The following is a 17,571-nucleotide window of genomic DNA, read 5'->3' as shown; positions in this document are numbered from 1 at the left end:
CGAAAAGCGGGATCTCTAGGATCCCGCTTTTTGCCTTATTCTTTTGGTGCAATCATATCTTCTGGACGAACGATCTCATCGAACTGCTCGGCGGTTAGAAGACCGCTCTCAAGAGCAGATTCGCGAAGCGTTGTCCCATCTTCATGCGCTTTTTTCGCAATTTTCGCCGCGTTTTCGTAACCGATATGCGGGTTCAATGCTGTGACAAGCATTAGGGAGTTTTTCAAGTAGTCTTGAATCACTTCTTCATTCGGCTCAATACCAACTGCACAGTTATCGTTAAAGGACTTCATTCCGTCTGCAAGCAAGCGAGAAGACTGAAGGAAGTTATAAATAATAACTGGTTTAAAGACGTTAAGCTCAAAGTTCCCTTGACTCGCTGAAAAACCAATTGTTGCGTCATTCCCCATCACTTGCGCAGCTACCATCGTAAGCGCCTCGCTCTGCGTAGGATTAACTTTACCTGGCATAATCGAGCTTCCCGGCTCATTCGCAGGAATCGTTAGTTCACCAATGCCACAGCGCGGACCACTCGCAAGCCAACGCACGTCATTTGCAATTTTCATTAGATCAGCCGCAAGTGCTTTTAACGTACCGTGTACGTGAACAATCTCATCATGGCTTGTGAGCGCATGAAATTTATTTTGAGCAGATGCGAACGTCTTGTCTGTCATTTTGCTAATTTCTTCCGCTACCATGTCTCCGAACTTCGGGTGAGCATTTAGCCCCGTTCCTACCGCTGTTCCTCCAATCGCAAGCTCCTTCATGTATTTCACACTTTCAAGGAGCATATTCTCACACTTCACAAGCATGCGATGCCAGCCGCTAATTTCTTGACCGAGCGTTAGTGGCGTTGCATCCTGAAGATGCGTACGTCCGATTTTAATGATATGTTCATTGTCTTGCATTTTTTGATAAAGGGTTTCCTTAAGCTCAATTAGAGCAGGATACAGATGATCTTCAACAGAAAGAACGGCCGCAACATGCAAGGCTGTCGGGAATGTATCATTGGATGACTGAGATTTATTCACGTCATCGTTTGGATGAATGCGCTCTTCCCTTCCCTGTTCTTGTAAAAGTTCATTCGCACGAAAAGCGAGTACTTCATTCATGTTCATGTTGGACTGCGTGCCGCTACCTGTCTGCCATACGACAAGTGGGAAGTGTTCATTATGATCCCCGTTAATCACTTCATCCGCCGCTTTCACAATGGCTTCCGCTTTTACATCTTCAAGCTTACCAAGACGCTGGTTCGCTAGGGCTGCGCTCTTTTTCAAAATCGCAAAAGCCTTCACGACTTCAAGCGGCATTTGCTCATTGCCGATTTTAAAGTTCTGCTTGCTTCGCTGCGTCTGAGCACCCCACATTTTATCTGCTGGTACTTTGATTTCTCCAATTGTGTCTCGTTCAATTCGATAATCCATTGTGATCCTCCTTCAGAGTATAAGCTAACAGGTTCCACTTCGATAAAAAGAAGAGAAGTCCTCTCTCTTCGTTAAAATTCTATTTATGACGACGCTTTCATCATAACACACTCTCCTTCTAGCGGGAATCAGGAGATCGTTGCATTTTCATATAAAAAAACCGCTCACGTAGGAGCGGTTTTTTAAGCATTCGCAACTTCTTTTTTCTGATCGTCTTGCTTAATGATAAACTGTAGCGCAAGTAATGCGATAAACAGCCCAAGTCCAAATAGATCCGTTGACCCCTCTGGATAAATGAGCATCACACCTGCCGCTACTGCTGCAATTCGTTCCACTAAATAGGTGCGACGGTACCAGTATCCGATCATACCTGCGCCAATGCTAATCATGCCCGTCAAGGACGTAAACAGCACCCAAAGAAGACTTTGCCACGTTGTATCGATCATCATAAGCTCTGGTGAGAGCACAAAAATGTAAGGAATGATAAACGCGGCAATCGCGAGTTTGGCGGATTGCACCCCGGTTTTAAGAGGCTCACCTCCTGACACACCTGCTGCCGCAAATGCAGCGAGCGCAACTGGCGGGGTAATATCCGCCACAATTCCGAAATAGAACACAAACATGTGCGCTGAAAGTTCAGGCACAGATAGTACGATTAGCGCCGGCGCCGCGATCGTTGAAGTGATTACGTAGTTGGCAGTTGTCGGCGATCCCATTCCGAGAATCAGCGAAGCAATCATTGTAAAGAAGAGCGTGAGCAGCAAATTTTCTCCTGAAAGAGAAACGAGACTATTTGCAAGCTTTAACCCAAGACCTGTTAGGGTTACAACCCCTACAATCATCCCCGCTGCAGCCGTTGCTGCTGCAACGCCAAGCGCCGTGCGCGCACCGTTCGCAAGCGCATCAATAAAATCACGAATGCCCATGCGCGTTTCTTTGTTTATCGCACCAACGACGATTGCTGATAAAATCGCATAAAGCGCAGCACGCGTAACCGATGTTCCAGACATTAAGAAGAAGATAACGGCGACAATTGGAAATAGGAGATAAATCCGAGCGAGTACAGCTTTTCGGTTTGGCATTTCATCTTCCGTTAGTCCGCGTAATCCAATTCGCTTTGCTTCAAAATGAGTCATGATCCAGATTCCTGTAAAATAGAGCACGGCTGGAATCGCAGCCGCTTTCGCAATTTCCCAGTAGGTGATGCCCCCAATAAATTCAACCATGAGGAACGCCGCTGCCCCCATAATTGGTGGCATGAGCTGGCCACCTGTTGAAGCTGCCGCTTCAACGCCACCAGCGAACTCTTTTCGATAGCCGAGCCGCTTCATCATTGGAATTGTAAAAGATCCTGACGTGACAACGTTCGCAACGGAACTTCCGCTAATCGTTCCCTGAAGCGCACTTGAGAAGATGGCGACTTTTGCAGGACCACCAACGCGCTTCCCTGCAATCACAAGAGCAAGGTCATTGAAATACTGTCCAACCCCTGTTTTAACGAGAAAGGCTCCGAAGAGAAGGAAGAGGAAAATGAAGGTGGAAGACACCCCGAGCGGCGTACCAAGAATCCCTTCTGTCGTGTAATACATCGAGCGAATAATCCGATCAATGCTTAACCCACGGTGCTGTAAGAAGCCCGGCATATATGGACCAAGGTAGGCATAAAGCAAAAAGATCGATGTAATCACAGTAATCGGTAAGCCTACAACGCGACGAGTCGCTTCTAGTACAAGCAATATTGCCAGAAGACCAACAATTAAATCGAGGGTAGTTAACCGGCCCACTCTAAATACAAGCTCATCAAAGTTGAGCGGCCAGTACATCCCGACATATACACCAATCATCGCCAGGAGTCCGTCGTACCAGGCGACTTGAAATTTGCCTTTCGTTTTATTCTGCAGCTTCTTTTTCGAAGCAGGGAATAAAAGAAATATGAGGCCCAGCGCAAATGCTAAATGAATGGAGCGCTGCAGCTGGGCTGTAAAAACACCAAATATCGCGGTGTACAGCTGGAAAATAGAGAATCCAACGAGCCCTGCAAGAGCGATCCATCCAATTATTCCTGTCAGCCTTCGATGTCCTGCTTCAGGATCGAATTTCGCCATTAGTTCCTGCGTTTGTTCGTCTGTCATCTGATCTTTGTCTTGCTTTGTTTTCGGAGGCTGATCTTTCTCACTCAAGTACGTTCACTCCTTTCATCCACTGCCATAAACTAATGTTTTCTGATTCAAGATGAAGCCATGATCCCGGTTCAATAATCCGACTTAATTCAATTTCTTTATCTTGCACAAGGAGTACGTGGTTTGCAACAACCTGTCCGGTCCTAAGGTCAATAAACGGAAATTTTCGGTTCATGTCCTTGATTTTATATCCATCCTTATCCTGCACAAAGCGCTCTCCTGCATCTGCATTAGAAGGCATACCGATTGCGAAATTCTCATAAGCAAGCTCATATTGCACAATTTCACCTGACTCCGATACATAATAGGATTCCTGAACGGGCGTTTTGTGAACAGAGTGCGTATAGCGAATATCAAAGTTCGCAGGGTCATCCTCAAATGGCACATAGGCAAGTACCTTTCCGGATCCTCCTTTTTCTAATGCCACGACAGGAAAAAACGGATAAAGAAAAACGATTAAAATAAGGATAAGGGCAATCGACGTTTGATACAGAAATTGTTTTGTTGAATCAGAAGGTTTCATCGTAAGAAGACGCAGGCTTTTCACCTGCGTCCATCACATCCTTTTTTTGTAGATTCTTACTTACTCGACACCTTTTTCATCAAAGTATTTCTTCGCTCCAGGATGAAGATCAATTCCAACGCCATCTAGTGCAGAATCAGCCGTAATGAACTCCCCTTTTGCGTGGGTAATTTTATCAGAGTTATCAAAGATCGCTTTCGTTACTTGATACACATAATCTTCATCAAGATCTGATCGAGCGACAAGCATCGCAAGAACCGCAACGGTTTTCACGTCACTTTCAATTTTATACGTTCCGCTTTTCACCGTATCTTCTGCATAGTACGGATGCTCTTCAATCAGCTTATCGATTTTATCCTGTTCGATTGGAAGGATACGAACTTGCTTTTGAGCAGATAGTCCTTCTACCGCACCTGTCGGCGTACCAGAAGTGATGAAAGCAGCGTCGATTGTGCCGTCTTGAATGCCTTCTGTGGACTCATCAAATGCCAGATGCTGAGCATCAATGTCGTCCATTGTAATGTCATGAGCTGCGAGCACTTGCTCCGCATTCGCATACGTTCCACTACCCGGCGCTCCAACCGATACTTTCTTGCCTTTTAATTCATCAACAGAAGCAATTCCGCTTTCTTCAAGCGTTACGATTTGAATCGTTTCAGGGTAAAGTGTGCCGATTGCCTGTATATTGTCCACTTTTCCATCTTCAAACATTAGTTCACCATTCGTTGCATAAGCTGCAATATCTGTTTGTGTAAAGGCAATATCCGCGTCTCCATCCTGAAGAATTTGCATATTTTCAACGGAAGCACCAGAAGATTGCGCATTTGCACTTTCAATATCGGTTTCATCTTGAATAATATTCGCTAGCTCACCACCAAGTGGAAAATAAGTTCCTCCCGTACCACCCGTTAGTAAACTAAGCTCTGAAGGGGATCCGTTCGCTTCTCCCTCTGAATCAGACCCTCCACAAGCACCGAGTATCATTGCCATCGATAATACGACAATAAATAAACTCATTAATTTTTTCTTTCCCATGCCATTCGCCCCCTTCAATAATTAGAAAATTTCAAATTTACTATACCATATTGTTCCTGCAATTGGTACAGGCTGTTCAATGACACAGCTCCACACCTAAACTGTACTAATACAAAAAAATCCACATTTCTACTTCTTTCGTTTTTTTTCGACTAAGGCTGTTGGCCGATGAGCTGTCGAAAGAAAGCGAAATGTCGTAAAAACATGGATTTCAATTTGTGAATTTTTATCAAATTAGTTCGAGACTTCCCAATTTTTAAGAGTTGCCTGTCGAATCATCGAGTCAGGCGTAAAAATAAATGTCCATGGTACAGCCGTGTTGGCTGGAACTGTTAGGTTATGAGTAAAACGTTTCTCGGCTACGAGTACGTTGTCTTCAAAATAAAACAGCAAACGATTTTCTAGTATCCAGTCATCCATCCCATTTACGATGCAAACGGAAGCAAGCAGATCATTTCGGTGGTTGAAAGCTATTCGTACGGGAATAAACTGGATCTTGCCTTCTTGAATCGGATTCTTTGTGTAGATCTCCTCATACATTTTACGATCACGCTCTGCAATCGTTCGATCCCATTTTTCCTCAAAGATCAGCATCACGCTTATCCCCCCTGCTTTTGTACCTTTTTTCTTTCTGTTCTAAGATATACAGATCATCAATCACGTCATTTAAAGAAAGCAATTCAAAAATAACAATCATTTTTCCAGTAAAATGATGGCGTGGATCTGTCGTTTCATCTCTTATGTCATCAAGGTCGTGAAAGAGCTGATCAAGCTTTTCGATACTTTCTAGATGAGCTTTCGAATTCTGTGTGGAAGGGTTATGGAACGCTTTTGAAATCGATCGACCCGCTTCAATAATAATGCGATGGTCATCTTGGTCAATGGTGTTTTTTGTCTCAGTAAATAACATATTTCCAAGGTGATAAAGGATCTTTTGAAGGTATTCGAGCTTTTTAAGTACAACTGAGAAACTACGCACTTCATTTATGCTGTGTCTACGGTATTTCCATTCCTCACGCTGGTAAGCAATTAATTTGTATGTTCGTTCCAGATCACGACTAAGTCTCTGGTAAACGAGCGTTTGTTTTTTAGCATGAGGGAGATCGATGATAATTTGATCTAATAAATCACCAGCATTTCGATACAGCCGCTTGACACCTTGATTAATCATCGTATGAAATTTGGGTGGCATGACAAAGTAGTTAACGGCAGTTGAGACCACAATCCCGATTAACGTTGTACTAAGTCGTCCAACAAATGAAGTCATATAATCGCCTGTCGTATCCGGAATCATCGCTACGGCTGTCAGCGTTGCCACAAGCATCCCGTCATCGAGACCAAGCTTATGACAGGCAATTAACGTGAAGGTTGCAGCTAATGCAAACGTGAAGGGCGATTGATGTAAAAAAGATTCAAACAACATTGCAAATCCGGCGCCGATCGCCGCAGCGGGAAAGCGTACAAGCCCTTTCTTAATGGAATCGGAGGCGGTCGGTTCAACCGTTACAATCGCGGTAATCACCGCAAAGAGAACAGGCAATCCAAGCGCATCACAAATCCAGGCGGTTAGAAACGCCGCCAGTCCTGTTTTTAAAATACGTCCACCAACAAATTTAAATACTTTATGCCTTATGTCTATCATTCGTATCAGTCCGTTTCTATTCCTACATTATAACGTAAGCAGGGGGTTTACATGAACCCATTTTCCACTTATTGTTTACTTAATTCAGATAGAAGGAGCGGCTATTATGAAGCAGTATGCTGGTATTGACTTATCCGGACCATCAAATACGAAGGATACGTCTTTAGCCATTTTTGAGGGGAACGATAAGAAGCTTATGTTTGTTCAACTATTGGAAGGTGTTACGGATGAAGAAATCTATGAACGATTCCAAGATAACAAGGAGACCTTTGTCGGAATGGATGCGCCCCTATCGTATCAGCCGGGTGGTGGCGATCGTCCATCAGACCGTGCTCTTCGACAGCGTATTGTGAAAGCTGGAATGAGAAGTGGGTCAATTATGACCCCGACGATGACGCGAATGGTGTATTTAACGTTAAGAGGCATTTCTCTCTCGAGAGGTCTGGTTAACACGCATCTCGTTGAGGTTCATCCTGGAGCAGCCATTGGTTTGCGAACGCCACATTTGGGAGCGGTTCTCGATTATAAAACAGAAATGGAATCACGCGATGAGCTAAGAAGCTTTCTCGAGAGCGAGGGGGTGAGCGGCATTCCAAACAAAGCGCTTCAGTCCTCGCACTCTTTTGATGCTTGCCTTGCTGCGTATGCAGCCTGGAAATGGGAGCAAGGGAAATCGGAGTTTCTCTATCAAGCGGAACCCCCGTTTCACCCCTTTGATATGAGCTGTTAATAAACCTTTTAAACCACAAAAAAACCCTGCGTACTAGTTACGTAGGGTCTCATCAAAGACTTTTGGAACAACGTCGCGAACGACAATATAAAATATCCCTATAAAAAATGCTGTAATTGCCATCGCAAATGAAGGAAACACATCCCATTCACGGTCCATGCCCCATCCACTGAGCATCGCTCCTGAAAACGTGCCAATCATATAGCAAAACGGAATCCACCATTTCATTTTGAATCATCACCTCAGAAATGATATACCCCGTTTCGACAATTACTGAACCTTTTTTAGAGCATTTCCTCGATATCTTTCTTTAAATCAGCCGGTTCAGTCGTAGGTTCATAGCGTTTTACAACCTCACCATTTTCATTCACAAGAAACTTCGTAAAGTTCCATGGGATGTCGGCATGTTCGATCCCTGGCGCTTCCTTCGTTAAATACGTGTAAAGAGGATGAGCATGTTCACCGTTCACATCAATTTTAGCGAACATTGGAAAACTAACGCCATAATTTATCGAACAAAATTCCTCAATATCTTCTTTGGATCCAGGTTCCTGCTCGCCAAACTGATTACAGGGAAAACCAAGAATTTCAAACGGCTTATCTTCAAGAGACGTATATAGTTCCTGAAGCCCTTCGTATTGCGGTGTTAATCCACATTTGCTTGCCGTATTGACGATCAGAAGTACCTTGCCACTATATTCTGAAAGCGGCATTTCTTTCCCTTGAAGCGTTTCTGCAGTGAATGAATGTACACTCATATTACCCCTCCTAGTGATTGTCTCACCTCACTTTTATCATAATTAAGAAAAGTGTGCTAGCCATTAGCGTGCTCTTGCAATGATCCCGTTATGAACTTTGATGTATCCGTGTCTCACAATATCCATGCCGTTCTCGTAGGCATAGAGCCCCATCTGGCGAATATCCATTAGCTCTCGATACGTATGGTTCATCATATCGGCCATCACGTGATAATAAAGACGAGACTTCATCTGATTTCGAGGCGTTGTCATGATCACATATCCATTATCCTTCACAAACTTTCGATGCCAGTCTAGTATCGCGGGCTTGTGCTCATCAGGTACATGCTCAAGTAACCCAACGCTCAAGACAATATCAAACTCTTTATGAAAATCGAGATCACGGATATCTTTTACGAGATAACTAATATTCATCTGATCTTTGTACCAAACTTTGGGCCCGCCGGTTTGTGGATTTGTCCCAAGAAACGGATACGTATTGGGAAAATGCCCAAATCGGTCGGATTTACAGAAAGCATCATAGTCGACCATAACGACTTCTCCACCAGGATACATCGCATGAAGCTGCATCGCTTCATATCCTTCCGCTGCGCCTAAAAAGAGAATACGAGGATTTTTCACATCCAGTCCTTCAAAAAGAGCCCGCTTCCCTCTTGGATCCCAAATGCCATCTTCAATGCGGTGCACATAATTCCAAAGAGACAAGCGCACCATCTCGCCCAGTCCATGCTTAACATCACGTAAATGAAAGCCTTTGAAACTATCTTTTAGAGAAGACTTCACTCGCTTTTGTTCCGCTGGTACGTCCTGCATGAACAGCTGATGAAAGGAGCGGTTAAAGTATTCCCACGACGTTTTCACTGGCATGTCCTGCTGATGTTCTGCTTCCCAGTCCCGTCGCTCTCTCGCAAGTTTCTTTACTTCAAATGGCCTTCCTACCTGTTTCCACGAAAGGTCTGACCAGTCACTAACAACATTCGCATTTACAAAACGATCCAACTGTTCATTTCGAGGATTCCTTAAGTCAACACGATAGCTTGGCATTAACGCAGTATACTCAAAATCCTGTTCAGTGAAAGGATGTTCAGGCGTTATTGAAGCAAGTTCCAATTGCGTCACTCCCCAGTTTTTGTTTATCTTCTCATGATAACGCTTACATTACAAATATTTTCTGAATAATCAAACGTATTTTTCTTAAGAAAAGATCCCATTCTGGTGATATAATGAAAAGATTAACAATGCAGGAGTTGGAAAAAATGAAGATTGTTGTCAGTACGTTAAATGCGAAGTTTATTCATACTTGTCTCGCATTACGTTATTTAAAAGCCTCCGCTGCCCCTGACTATGAGATCAAGATGGCAGAATACACGATTAAAGATCCCGTTATGAATATTGTAAGTGACCTACACAGCATGAAAGCCGATGTGATTGGCTTTAGTTGCTACATCTGGAACATTGAAGAAACCATTCCCGTCATTGAAATGTTAAAAAAAGTAAATCCGTCACTCACAATTGTACTTGGCGGACCAGAAGTGTCATATGATGTGTATGAGTGGCTTGATCGCATCCCTCAGGCCGATTATATTGTGATGGGAGAAGGCGAACACACATTTAAAGAGCTTCTTCATTCTATTGAAACAGGTGAATCCATAGAGTCTGTAAAAGGCATTGCATACCGAAAAGAGGGAGAAAACCACATCAATCCACCTGCACCGAAGCTTAGCTTAAGTGACCTTCCATCTCCGTTTCGTTTTGAAGAAGATCGCGCTGATCTTGGTCGCCGTGTAACCTATGTTGAAACGAGTCGAGGCTGTCCTTATTCTTGCCAGTTCTGCCTCTCTTCTATCGAAGTTGGGGTGAGGTATTTTCCAGCAGAACGCATGAAGGATGAGCTCCGTTACTTGATGGACAATGGGGCAAAAACGATTAAATTCGTCGATCGAACGTTTAACATCCGACGAAACTATGCGATCGATATGTTCCAATTTCTTATCGATGAGCATCGCCCTGGTTGCGTCTTTCAATTTGAAATCACAGCTGACATTATGCGCCCGGAAGTACTTGAGTTTCTGAATCGCGAAGCACCTCCAGGTCTTTTTCGCTTTGAAATCGGGATACAGTCAACGAACGACGCAACGAATGAACTCGTGATGCGTAAGCAAAATTACGAGAAGCTCGCCCGAACGGTGACAATGGTAAAAGACGGCGGAAAAATCGATCAGCATCTTGATTTAATAGCCGGACTTCCGGAAGAAGATTACGCATCGTTCCGTAAAACGTTTAATGATGTTTTCTCGTTTCGTCCTGAAGAGCTTCAGCTCGGTTTTCTAAAAATGCTTCGTGGAACTGGGGTAAGGCTAAGCGCAGAAAAGCACGGCTATCTATACATGGACAATGCACCTTATGAAATTCTCGGCAATAACGTTCTTTCATTTGATGACGTTATTCGCATTAAACAGGTGGAGGATGTGCTCGAAAAATACTGGAACGATCACCGGATGGATCCAACGATTGAATATCTCGTGACAGAAGTGTTTCCATCACCATTTGATTTCTTTCAAGCTTTCGGTAGTTACTGGGAAGGCAAAGGATGGTCACGCATCGGCCATCAGCTTGAAGATCTTTTCAGGCGGCTCGCTGATTTTATTAAGATGCATGCGCCTCAACATCATGAACGTGTGTCCTCTCTTATGAAAATCGACTATTTATCTAAGTCAAAGAAAAAACCGCGGACGGTGTGGTGGAGTGACCGCTTAGACAAAGAAAAAGAAGGAACACTTTTAAAATTGATTAACAATCAGCCAGCTTTGCTGGGAGAAGCCTATCAATCATTACAGTTATCGGAACGAGAGCTTCATAAGCATACGGTCGTAGAACTTTTACCAGCCTCTGAAAACGGTCAGGCTGTGCAAACCCTTTTACTCGTGTACTATCACCCTAAAACAAATGAACGTCGCCTGTTTTATGGAAAACTTCCTTCAGAATCTTCTGTTGCGATGTAAGAATGATGAGAAGGCATTTCGATGAACGCGAAATGCCTTTTCTAATGAGCAGATTCATTAGTTAGAGGATTTTGTGCCTTCAAGACGAATATGGTAATTAACCAATGCCGGAGGATAGGCCGGTAACCTATGGAGGGATAGCATGAGATTATTAGAAATGGATGCCCTGTCCCTGTCGAAGAAGATTTCCAACCGAGAAATTTCATCGTACCATGCCGTTCGAACGTACATGAATCATTTGAATGCAATTAATCCTGTCCTAAATTGTCTTGTCGAAGATCGCTTTAATGAAGCGATCGAAGAAGCGAAAAAAGCCGATTATACCCTTACGACTGGAGATGCAAAAGGTCGACTATTCGGTGTTCCAATTAGTGTGAAAGAGTGTTTCCATGTTACGAACATGAAAACAACTGGAGGACTAAGCTACCGCGCTTCAACACGGGAAAAAGAAGATGCTGAAGTGGTGAGACGCCTTCGTGCAGAAGGGGCCATTATACTAGGGAAAACCAATACACCAGCCCTTTGTTTTTGCCAGGAAACCGATAATAAGCATTTTGGTAGAACGAACAATCCATGGGATGTAACAAGAACCGCCGGGGGATCAAGTGGAGGCGAAGGGGCTTTAATTGCTTCAGGTGGTGCCGCTGTGGGACTTGGAGCCGATATTGGCGGATCCATTCGCTTCCCTTCTCATTTTAATGGCATTGTCGGTTTTAAATCTGGTAATCGCCAGGTGTCACAAGTGGGAAATTTCCCTTACGTCGATAAGCCCGAGCAAGAACGTATGCTAGGTATTGGTGCGATGAGTAAGTCCGTCCAGGATGCGAGGTTAATGAACGAGATTATCGCTCACGAACCGCCTTCAGCACGAAATCTGGATGATTTCAAACTCGTTTATCCCGTACCTCATCATCGCTATCCGATCAATCGCGAAACCTTTCAATTGATCGCAGGGATAAGAGATGCATTTGATGGAGAGCTTGCTGAAGAACAGGCGAACCCTCCATTTTTTGAAGAAGCGGCTCTTATGTGGCAACAAATGATGTCGATTGACGGAGGAGCTGATATGGCAAAACTCATGTCAGACAATGAGAAAGCTAGTCCTTTCGGAGAATATATGAAAGAAAAGCTCTTTCGAAGTTCAGATGTTCATCCTTATCTCTCCTGGGCGCTCATCGGCACACGACTTTTTAAACCGAATCAAAAACAAATAAAGCAACTTCATGCTTCACTAAAACGCGGGGATGAAATGTTAGACGACTACCTGGATGACCGCATTTTAATTCTGCCTGTTTATCATTCTCCAGCCCCACATCATGGCGAATTGTATCAAGAGCTATTCTCAATTCGGAAAACGTTCTTGAACTACATGCCTTACATTGCCTATGCCAATGTGTGGGGACTTCCTTCCCTCACAATTCCAATTGGTACGAGTAAAGAAGGTCTTCCAATTGGTGTCCAGCTCGTTAGTCGGGTAGGTCATGAAGAAGCGCTCTTTCAGCTAGGTGAACAGATTGAGCAGCGCATCGGGCGTTATCAGCGCTGTCTACATCATGATGCTAAGAACGAAGAAGTTGAGGCAGAACTCGTCTAAGCTAACAGGAGGATTGACTACGAATTGTTTACGAATCAACATACGAAGCCTTATCTCGCAATTATGGTTGCCATTTTATTTATTTCAACCTCCGCTGTCATTGTTAAGCTCGCTTCAGCACCTGCTTCGGTCATTGCGATGTACCGTCTTATGTTTGCGATTCTTATCATGGTGCCGATAGTTGTTCGACATTATCGCGATTCATTTAGACAGATCAAAAAGTCAGATTGGGGCTATGGTAGTCTGGCAGGAATCAGTCTTGCGTTCCATTTTATTCTCTGGTTTGAATCGCTTCATTACACCTCAGTCGCGAGCTCAGTCGTTCTCGTTACACTGCAGCCGCTCTTTGCTTTCATCGGCACCTATTTCTTCTTTAAAGAAAAGCTCACCCTTCTAGCAATTGCTGGAGGGGTGACAGCTGTGGCAGGATCGATCGTGATTAGCTGGGGGGATTTTCGCATTAGTGGAATGGCATTATGGGGAGACCTTCTCGCCCTCACTGCCTGTGCCATGGTTACCGGATACCTTCTCTTTGGACAAAACATTCGCAAGCGATTGGATTTGATCCCCTATACATTCATCGTCTACGGAATCGCAGCGCTAACGCTTGTGATCTATAACCTTGTCCTGCGCTATCCTTTCTTTTCCTACCCGGGGTCCGATTGGGGATATTTTCTTTTACTCGCTATTTTCCCTACGTTGCTCGGGCATTCCCTCCTCAATTGGGCGGTAAAGTGGGTAAGCGTGAATGTGATTTCGATGAGCATTCTGTTCGAACCAATTGGCGCTAGTATTCTCGCATACTTCATTCTGGGCGAGACGTTGCATACGATGCAGTGGATCGGTGGCGGAATTATCATTACTGGTCTTTACCTCTTTATCAGAAGCTACTCATACAAAAGAAAACCAAAAAACAGCGAGGCGCACCCTTGAGGAGTGCGCCTCGCTGTTTCGACATCAATCGAGCTAAACCGGGTGGTGCCTGTCACCCGCTACCCGCTATCGCGCTTTCGGACACGTCTTACAGCACGCTCCATCTGCAGAAACTTGATCATATAAGCAACACGTGCGACGGAACCGGATTGGTCCTTCTTCTCGCTCGACTTTCTCTGAATAATACGGCATAAACGGATTCGCTCCGCAGGTGAAGCTTGTACAGTTAAACTCTCTGAGTAAATAATGAAAGTCTTCTTTCGCTCGATTCACTTGCTCCGCATTTCCCTCAGAAGGAATAAGTGTTTCATAGACCCAAAAAAGGTAGATTGCCGCATTCTCCCATAGAATGGCTGCGGATAGTTTGGTGGCTTTTACCATCGTTTCCACGAAAGGGGCAAGATTTTCATTAATGAGCTTATTCGCAAGTTCTGCTCTAGTGTCCGCCCGCTCCTTTTCGCTTCTCTTCAACGGATTCGGAATCGTTAACTGCATCATTAAGGGCGCTGCCTGCATATTCATGTTTATCTCAAGTTCATCAGGTCCTGAAAAAATTGGTTTATCCCACATTGTGAAAGCATATAAAATCGGTGCTAGTGTCATAAAGCCATATCGCTTCATGAACTGTGAACCTGCGACGATAATCGATGGATACTGTCCTTCCGTAACAAGTCGTTCAAGTAATGTTTTTAATTGATCGGCATCCAGAAGTTGTTGAACCGTATACTCGCCTTTTCCATCAAACGTAAGGCGGAGCTGCTCCAGTTTCTCTTTCTCCTTTTCGTTAAACCCCACCTGCTCCGTCACGATGTACCCTCCTCCCTTTGCCATGCGGGACACAAAGTGGCGTCCCAAATAGCGGATCTTGGATAATATCACACTGAAGGCCAAATACACGCTCCACCAGCTCAACATTCACAATATCCTCAGGTTTCCCCTGATCGTAAATGCCTTTATCTTTTACAGCAATAATATGATCGGCATAGCGACAAGCAAGATTTAAATCGTGCAGAACCATTAAAATCGTCCGGTTATCCTCTTTATTTAATTCAAAAAGGAGATCGAGCACCTCCACTTGATGCGCGAGATCCAAATACGTTGTCGGTTCATCTAGTAAAATAATATCTGTATCCTGAGCAAGGGTAAGCGCAATCCACGCACGCTGACGCTGTCCACCGGAAAGGGAATCAACATTTCGCTCCGCATACTCTTCCATGTGCGTCGCTTTAAGCGCTTTTTGCACGGCATTTTCATCTTCTTCGGACCACTGACTAAACCAAGTTTGATACGGATAACGGCCCTGCTTGACAAGCTGCAGCACCGTGAGGCCTTCAGGAGCGACAGGAGACTGAGGGAGAATGGCCATTTTCCGAGCAATTTCTTTGGTTGGCATATGTGATATCGCCTCTCCGTCTAGCACAATACCACCTGAATGTGGCTTTAAAAGACGGGCAAGGCTTCGTAAAAGCGTTGACTTGCCACAGCCGTTGCCACCTATTAGGACACTCATCTCTCCTTTAGGAATCAGTAAGTTCAGCTGATCGATGACCGTCTGTTCTCCATATCCAAGCGTTAGATCTTTCGTTTGCAGTGCATACATGTCGCCAACTCCTTATTTGTTTCTAGAGCGATACAATAAATAGATAAAATACGGAGCGCCAATCGCTGCCGTAAACACACCGGCTGGAACTTCGAGCGGAGAAAAAAGCGTGCGTCCAATCAAGTCCGCGATCATGACGAGCATGCTGCCGACAAGAGCAGAGACGGGAACAAGTACACCAAAAGAAGAACCCACTAATTTCCTCGCAATATGAGGAGCCATTAAACCAACAAAGCCAACGCCACCGGCGAATGCGACAGCACCTCCTGCAAGTGCCGTACTAATTAAAAGCAGAACGATGCGGTCTTTCAAAAGCATAGCGCCTGCTCCCCTTGCAACATCATCGCCAAGCTCTTGTAAATTCACTCTTCTTGAGTAAACCATCAGCAAAATCAGTAAGATGACAACCCACGGCAAAAGCGTAAGAACGTCCTCTCCATTCGTGCCATGAACACTACCTGTAATCCAAATGTTCGCTTCAGACGCTCGATAAATTGGCCCAACGATCATTAATAGCGTTGTTAGCGCCTGCAGCAAAGCCGTTAAGCCAATCCCAATCAACACTAATCGAATGGGCGAGATGCCATTTTTCCAGGATAAAAGGAACACCAGAAATCCCGCCAACACTGCTCCGGTAAACGATGCGAGCGGCATCCACTGAATGCTGACTGTTAGCGCATTCGCTTTATCACTAAACACCGTTAGAAAGCCAATTGTCGCAAGGGCACCGCCCCAGGTGATACCGAGAATATCAGGAGACGCAAGCGGGTTTCGTATCATCCCCTGCAGGATCGCTCCTGACACGGCAAGGGCTGCACCTGCTAACACCGCCATCGCAATTCGTGGGAAACGAAACTGTTTCACAACAAGCTCATTCATTTCATCCCCATAGCCGAATAGCGCCTTTACCACTTGATCAGGTGTCATAAAAATCTCTCCAAGACCAATGCTAAGGAGCGCGGTCACAAGAACCGCACAAACAAGAGCAGCGATTACCCAGAGTGCACGCCGATCAAGTAAAAAAGAAATAGCTTTCATTCGAAAGGAAGTATATTTCGTCATAGTTATTTAAACTCCCTTCGAGCAATGTAAATAAAAAAAGGCGTTCCGATGACAGCGGTTAATACTCCCACAGGCGCTTCGAGCGGCATGATCACATAACGCGCCGCAATATCTGCAGATAGTAGCAGAATAGCCCCTAGTATGGCGCTATATGGAATGACCCAACGGTAATCAGGACCAGTAAAAAAGCGAGCTACATGAGGGACCACTATGCCAATAAATCCGATTGGGCCAGCAACCGCAACCGAGCCACCGGCAAGAAAAACAATGAATAGTGCAGCGCCGGCTTTCACAAGAAGCGTACGTTGGCCAAGGCCTTTGGCGACGTCTTCTCCTATGACAAGCGTATTAATTTTCGTGCTAATCAGCAGCGCCCCTACTAAACCGACGCCAATATATGGAAGCACCGAGTAAAGCATGGCAAGACTGCGGCCTTCAATCGACCCAGCTAGCCAGAAAAGGACATCTTCAAGTGCCTTCTCATTTAACACAAGCATGCCTTGCGTTAATGAAGAAAACATCGCTGCCATCGCTGCACCTGCAAGTGTCAACTTCATCGCCGTCAATCCTTCTCTTCCAAGTGAACCAAGTACGTATACAAGAATTGATGCGAATGCCGCTCCAAGAAACGCTAACCAGCTAAAGGTTGCAAGCGACGATACCGAAAAAAACGTAACAGCGATCACAATCACAAAGCTTGCCCCAGCATTAACGCCCAGGATCGACGGTGACGCCAGAGGATTTCGCGTAATCGCCTGCATTAGTGCACCTGCTACAGCGAGACTCGCACCAACAGCCGCACCAATTAGCGCCCGCGGAACGCGATTTTCAATGATAATAATATGGGCATTGCTCCCATCATATTGTGTAAATGCCCGCCAGGCTGTTGCCCATGTGATACTCGTTAGCCCATACACAACGCTCGCTACCATTAACATCATAACGAGAAGCAACCCAATCACGATTCCAAACCATTTTCTATTCGATGAATGTAATTTATGCGTCATAAAGGTTAATCCCTTTCCTAATCATCCTTTTTAAGTGTAAAAAAAGAATGAAAACGTGTCAATGATTTTGAGAATCAATCT

At 44.7% G+C, this 17,571-nt stretch carries 17 protein-coding genes; 4 read left to right on the top strand and 13 right to left on the bottom strand.

What is annotated here, in order from left to right:
* Positions 1 to 35: 35 nt before the first annotated feature.
* The 6 genes from fumC to LC090_RS00750 all read right to left on the bottom strand — a co-directional run bounded on the left by fumC (position 36) and on the right by LC090_RS00750 (position 6,804).
* Entirely contained in the window at positions 36 to 1,424 is a 1,389-nt protein-coding gene (gene fumC / locus LC090_RS00775) for a class II fumarate hydratase (RefSeq protein ID WP_226654335.1), read from the bottom strand.
* 182 nt (positions 1,425 to 1,606) lie between these two features.
* Positions 1,607 to 3,556 (bottom strand): TRAP transporter permease, encoded by a 1,950-nt coding sequence (locus LC090_RS00770; protein WP_226654671.1) that lies wholly within the window; start codon positions 3,554 to 3,556, stop codon positions 1,607 to 1,609.
* A gap of 40 nt (positions 3,557 to 3,596) precedes the next feature.
* Positions 3,597 to 4,151, bottom strand: a complete 555-nt coding sequence (locus LC090_RS00765; RefSeq protein ID WP_226654333.1) for a DUF1850 domain-containing protein — start codon at positions 4,149 to 4,151, stop codon at positions 3,597 to 3,599.
* A gap of 36 nt (positions 4,152 to 4,187) precedes the next feature.
* A complete protein-coding gene (locus LC090_RS00760; protein ID WP_226654332.1) occupies positions 4,188 to 5,162 on the bottom strand; it encodes a TAXI family TRAP transporter solute-binding subunit in 975 nt (324 codons plus the stop codon).
* Positions 5,163 to 5,396: 234 nt separating this feature from the next.
* Positions 5,397 to 5,756, bottom strand: coding sequence for an SLAP domain-containing protein (locus LC090_RS00755; RefSeq protein WP_226654670.1), 360 nt, complete (start codon positions 5,754 to 5,756; stop codon positions 5,397 to 5,399).
* Complete coding sequence (locus LC090_RS00750; protein ID WP_226654331.1) at positions 5,743 to 6,804, bottom strand: FUSC family protein; 1,062 nt, start codon at positions 6,802 to 6,804, stop codon at positions 5,743 to 5,745. The genes LC090_RS00755 and LC090_RS00750 overlap by 14 nt, the downstream gene beginning before the upstream one ends.
* A 106-nt stretch (positions 6,805 to 6,910) precedes the next feature.
* On the opposite strand from LC090_RS00750, the gene LC090_RS00745 reads away from it, so the two are divergent.
* Positions 6,911 to 7,534: a DUF429 domain-containing protein gene (locus LC090_RS00745; protein ID WP_226654330.1), complete on the top strand. Its 624-nt coding sequence runs from the start codon at positions 6,911 to 6,913 to the stop codon at positions 7,532 to 7,534.
* A gap of 33 nt (positions 7,535 to 7,567) precedes the next feature.
* Here the strand turns inward: LC090_RS00745 and LC090_RS00740 are convergent, their stop codons facing one another.
* The 3 genes from LC090_RS00740 to LC090_RS00730 all read right to left on the bottom strand — a co-directional run bounded on the left by LC090_RS00740 (position 7,568) and on the right by LC090_RS00730 (position 9,402).
* The gene (locus tag LC090_RS00740) at positions 7,568 to 7,762 is read right to left on the bottom strand and encodes a hypothetical protein (RefSeq protein ID WP_098445509.1); all 195 of its coding nucleotides are present in this window, start codon (positions 7,760 to 7,762) and stop codon (positions 7,568 to 7,570) included.
* Between the two features lie 56 nt (positions 7,763 to 7,818).
* Complete coding sequence (locus tag LC090_RS00735; protein WP_226654329.1) at positions 7,819 to 8,292, bottom strand: glutathione peroxidase; 474 nt, start codon at positions 8,290 to 8,292, stop codon at positions 7,819 to 7,821.
* Between the two features lie 63 nt (positions 8,293 to 8,355).
* Positions 8,356 to 9,402 carry a class I SAM-dependent methyltransferase gene (locus LC090_RS00730; RefSeq protein WP_226654328.1) on the bottom strand — a complete coding sequence of 349 codons (1,047 nt, stop codon included), beginning with the start codon at positions 9,400 to 9,402 and terminating at the stop codon, positions 8,356 to 8,358.
* 146 nt (positions 9,403 to 9,548) lie between these two features.
* On the opposite strand from LC090_RS00730, the gene LC090_RS00725 reads away from it, so the two are divergent.
* From LC090_RS00725 to LC090_RS00715, 3 genes are all read left to right on the top strand, one after another.
* Complete coding sequence (locus tag LC090_RS00725) at positions 9,549 to 11,294, top strand: B12-binding domain-containing radical SAM protein (protein WP_226654327.1); 1,746 nt, start codon at positions 9,549 to 9,551, stop codon at positions 11,292 to 11,294.
* A 142-nt stretch (positions 11,295 to 11,436) separates the two neighbouring features.
* Entirely contained in the window at positions 11,437 to 12,888 is a 1,452-nt protein-coding gene (locus LC090_RS00720) for an amidase (protein WP_226654325.1), read from the top strand.
* A gap of 24 nt (positions 12,889 to 12,912) precedes the next feature.
* On the top strand, positions 12,913 to 13,821 hold the full coding sequence (locus LC090_RS00715) for a DMT family transporter (protein WP_226654323.1): 909 nt from the start codon (positions 12,913 to 12,915) through the stop codon (positions 13,819 to 13,821).
* Between the two features lie 66 nt (positions 13,822 to 13,887).
* Here LC090_RS00715 and LC090_RS22095 read toward each other — a convergent pair whose 3' ends face one another.
* The 4 genes from LC090_RS22095 to LC090_RS00695 are packed head-to-tail and all read right to left on the bottom strand — an operon-like array spanning position 13,888 to position 17,490.
* Complete coding sequence (locus LC090_RS22095; RefSeq protein WP_226654321.1) at positions 13,888 to 14,628, bottom strand: IucA/IucC family C-terminal-domain containing protein; 741 nt, start codon at positions 14,626 to 14,628, stop codon at positions 13,888 to 13,890.
* Entirely contained in the window at positions 14,606 to 15,421 is an 816-nt protein-coding gene (locus LC090_RS00705) for an ABC transporter ATP-binding protein (protein ID WP_226654319.1), read from the bottom strand. Before LC090_RS00705 ends, LC090_RS22095 begins: the two co-directional genes overlap by 23 nt.
* Before the next feature lie 12 nt (positions 15,422 to 15,433).
* The gene (locus tag LC090_RS00700; RefSeq protein WP_226654316.1) at positions 15,434 to 16,483 is read right to left on the bottom strand and encodes a FecCD family ABC transporter permease; all 1,050 of its coding nucleotides are present in this window, start codon (positions 16,481 to 16,483) and stop codon (positions 15,434 to 15,436) included.
* A 2-nt stretch (positions 16,484 to 16,485) separates the two neighbouring features.
* Positions 16,486 to 17,490 carry a FecCD family ABC transporter permease gene (locus LC090_RS00695; protein WP_226654314.1) on the bottom strand — a complete coding sequence of 335 codons (1,005 nt, stop codon included), beginning with the start codon at positions 17,488 to 17,490 and terminating at the stop codon, positions 16,486 to 16,488.
* Between the last annotated feature and the right edge of the window lie 81 nt (positions 17,491 to 17,571).

It is taken from the genome of Guptibacillus hwajinpoensis, assembly GCF_020524165.1.
GTDB classification, from domain to species: Bacteria; Bacillota; Bacilli; order Bacillales; family Guptibacillaceae; genus Guptibacillus; species Guptibacillus hwajinpoensis_D.
The sequence above is the reverse complement of the archived record's forward strand: the minus strand, read 5'-3'. Positions and strand labels throughout refer to the sequence as shown.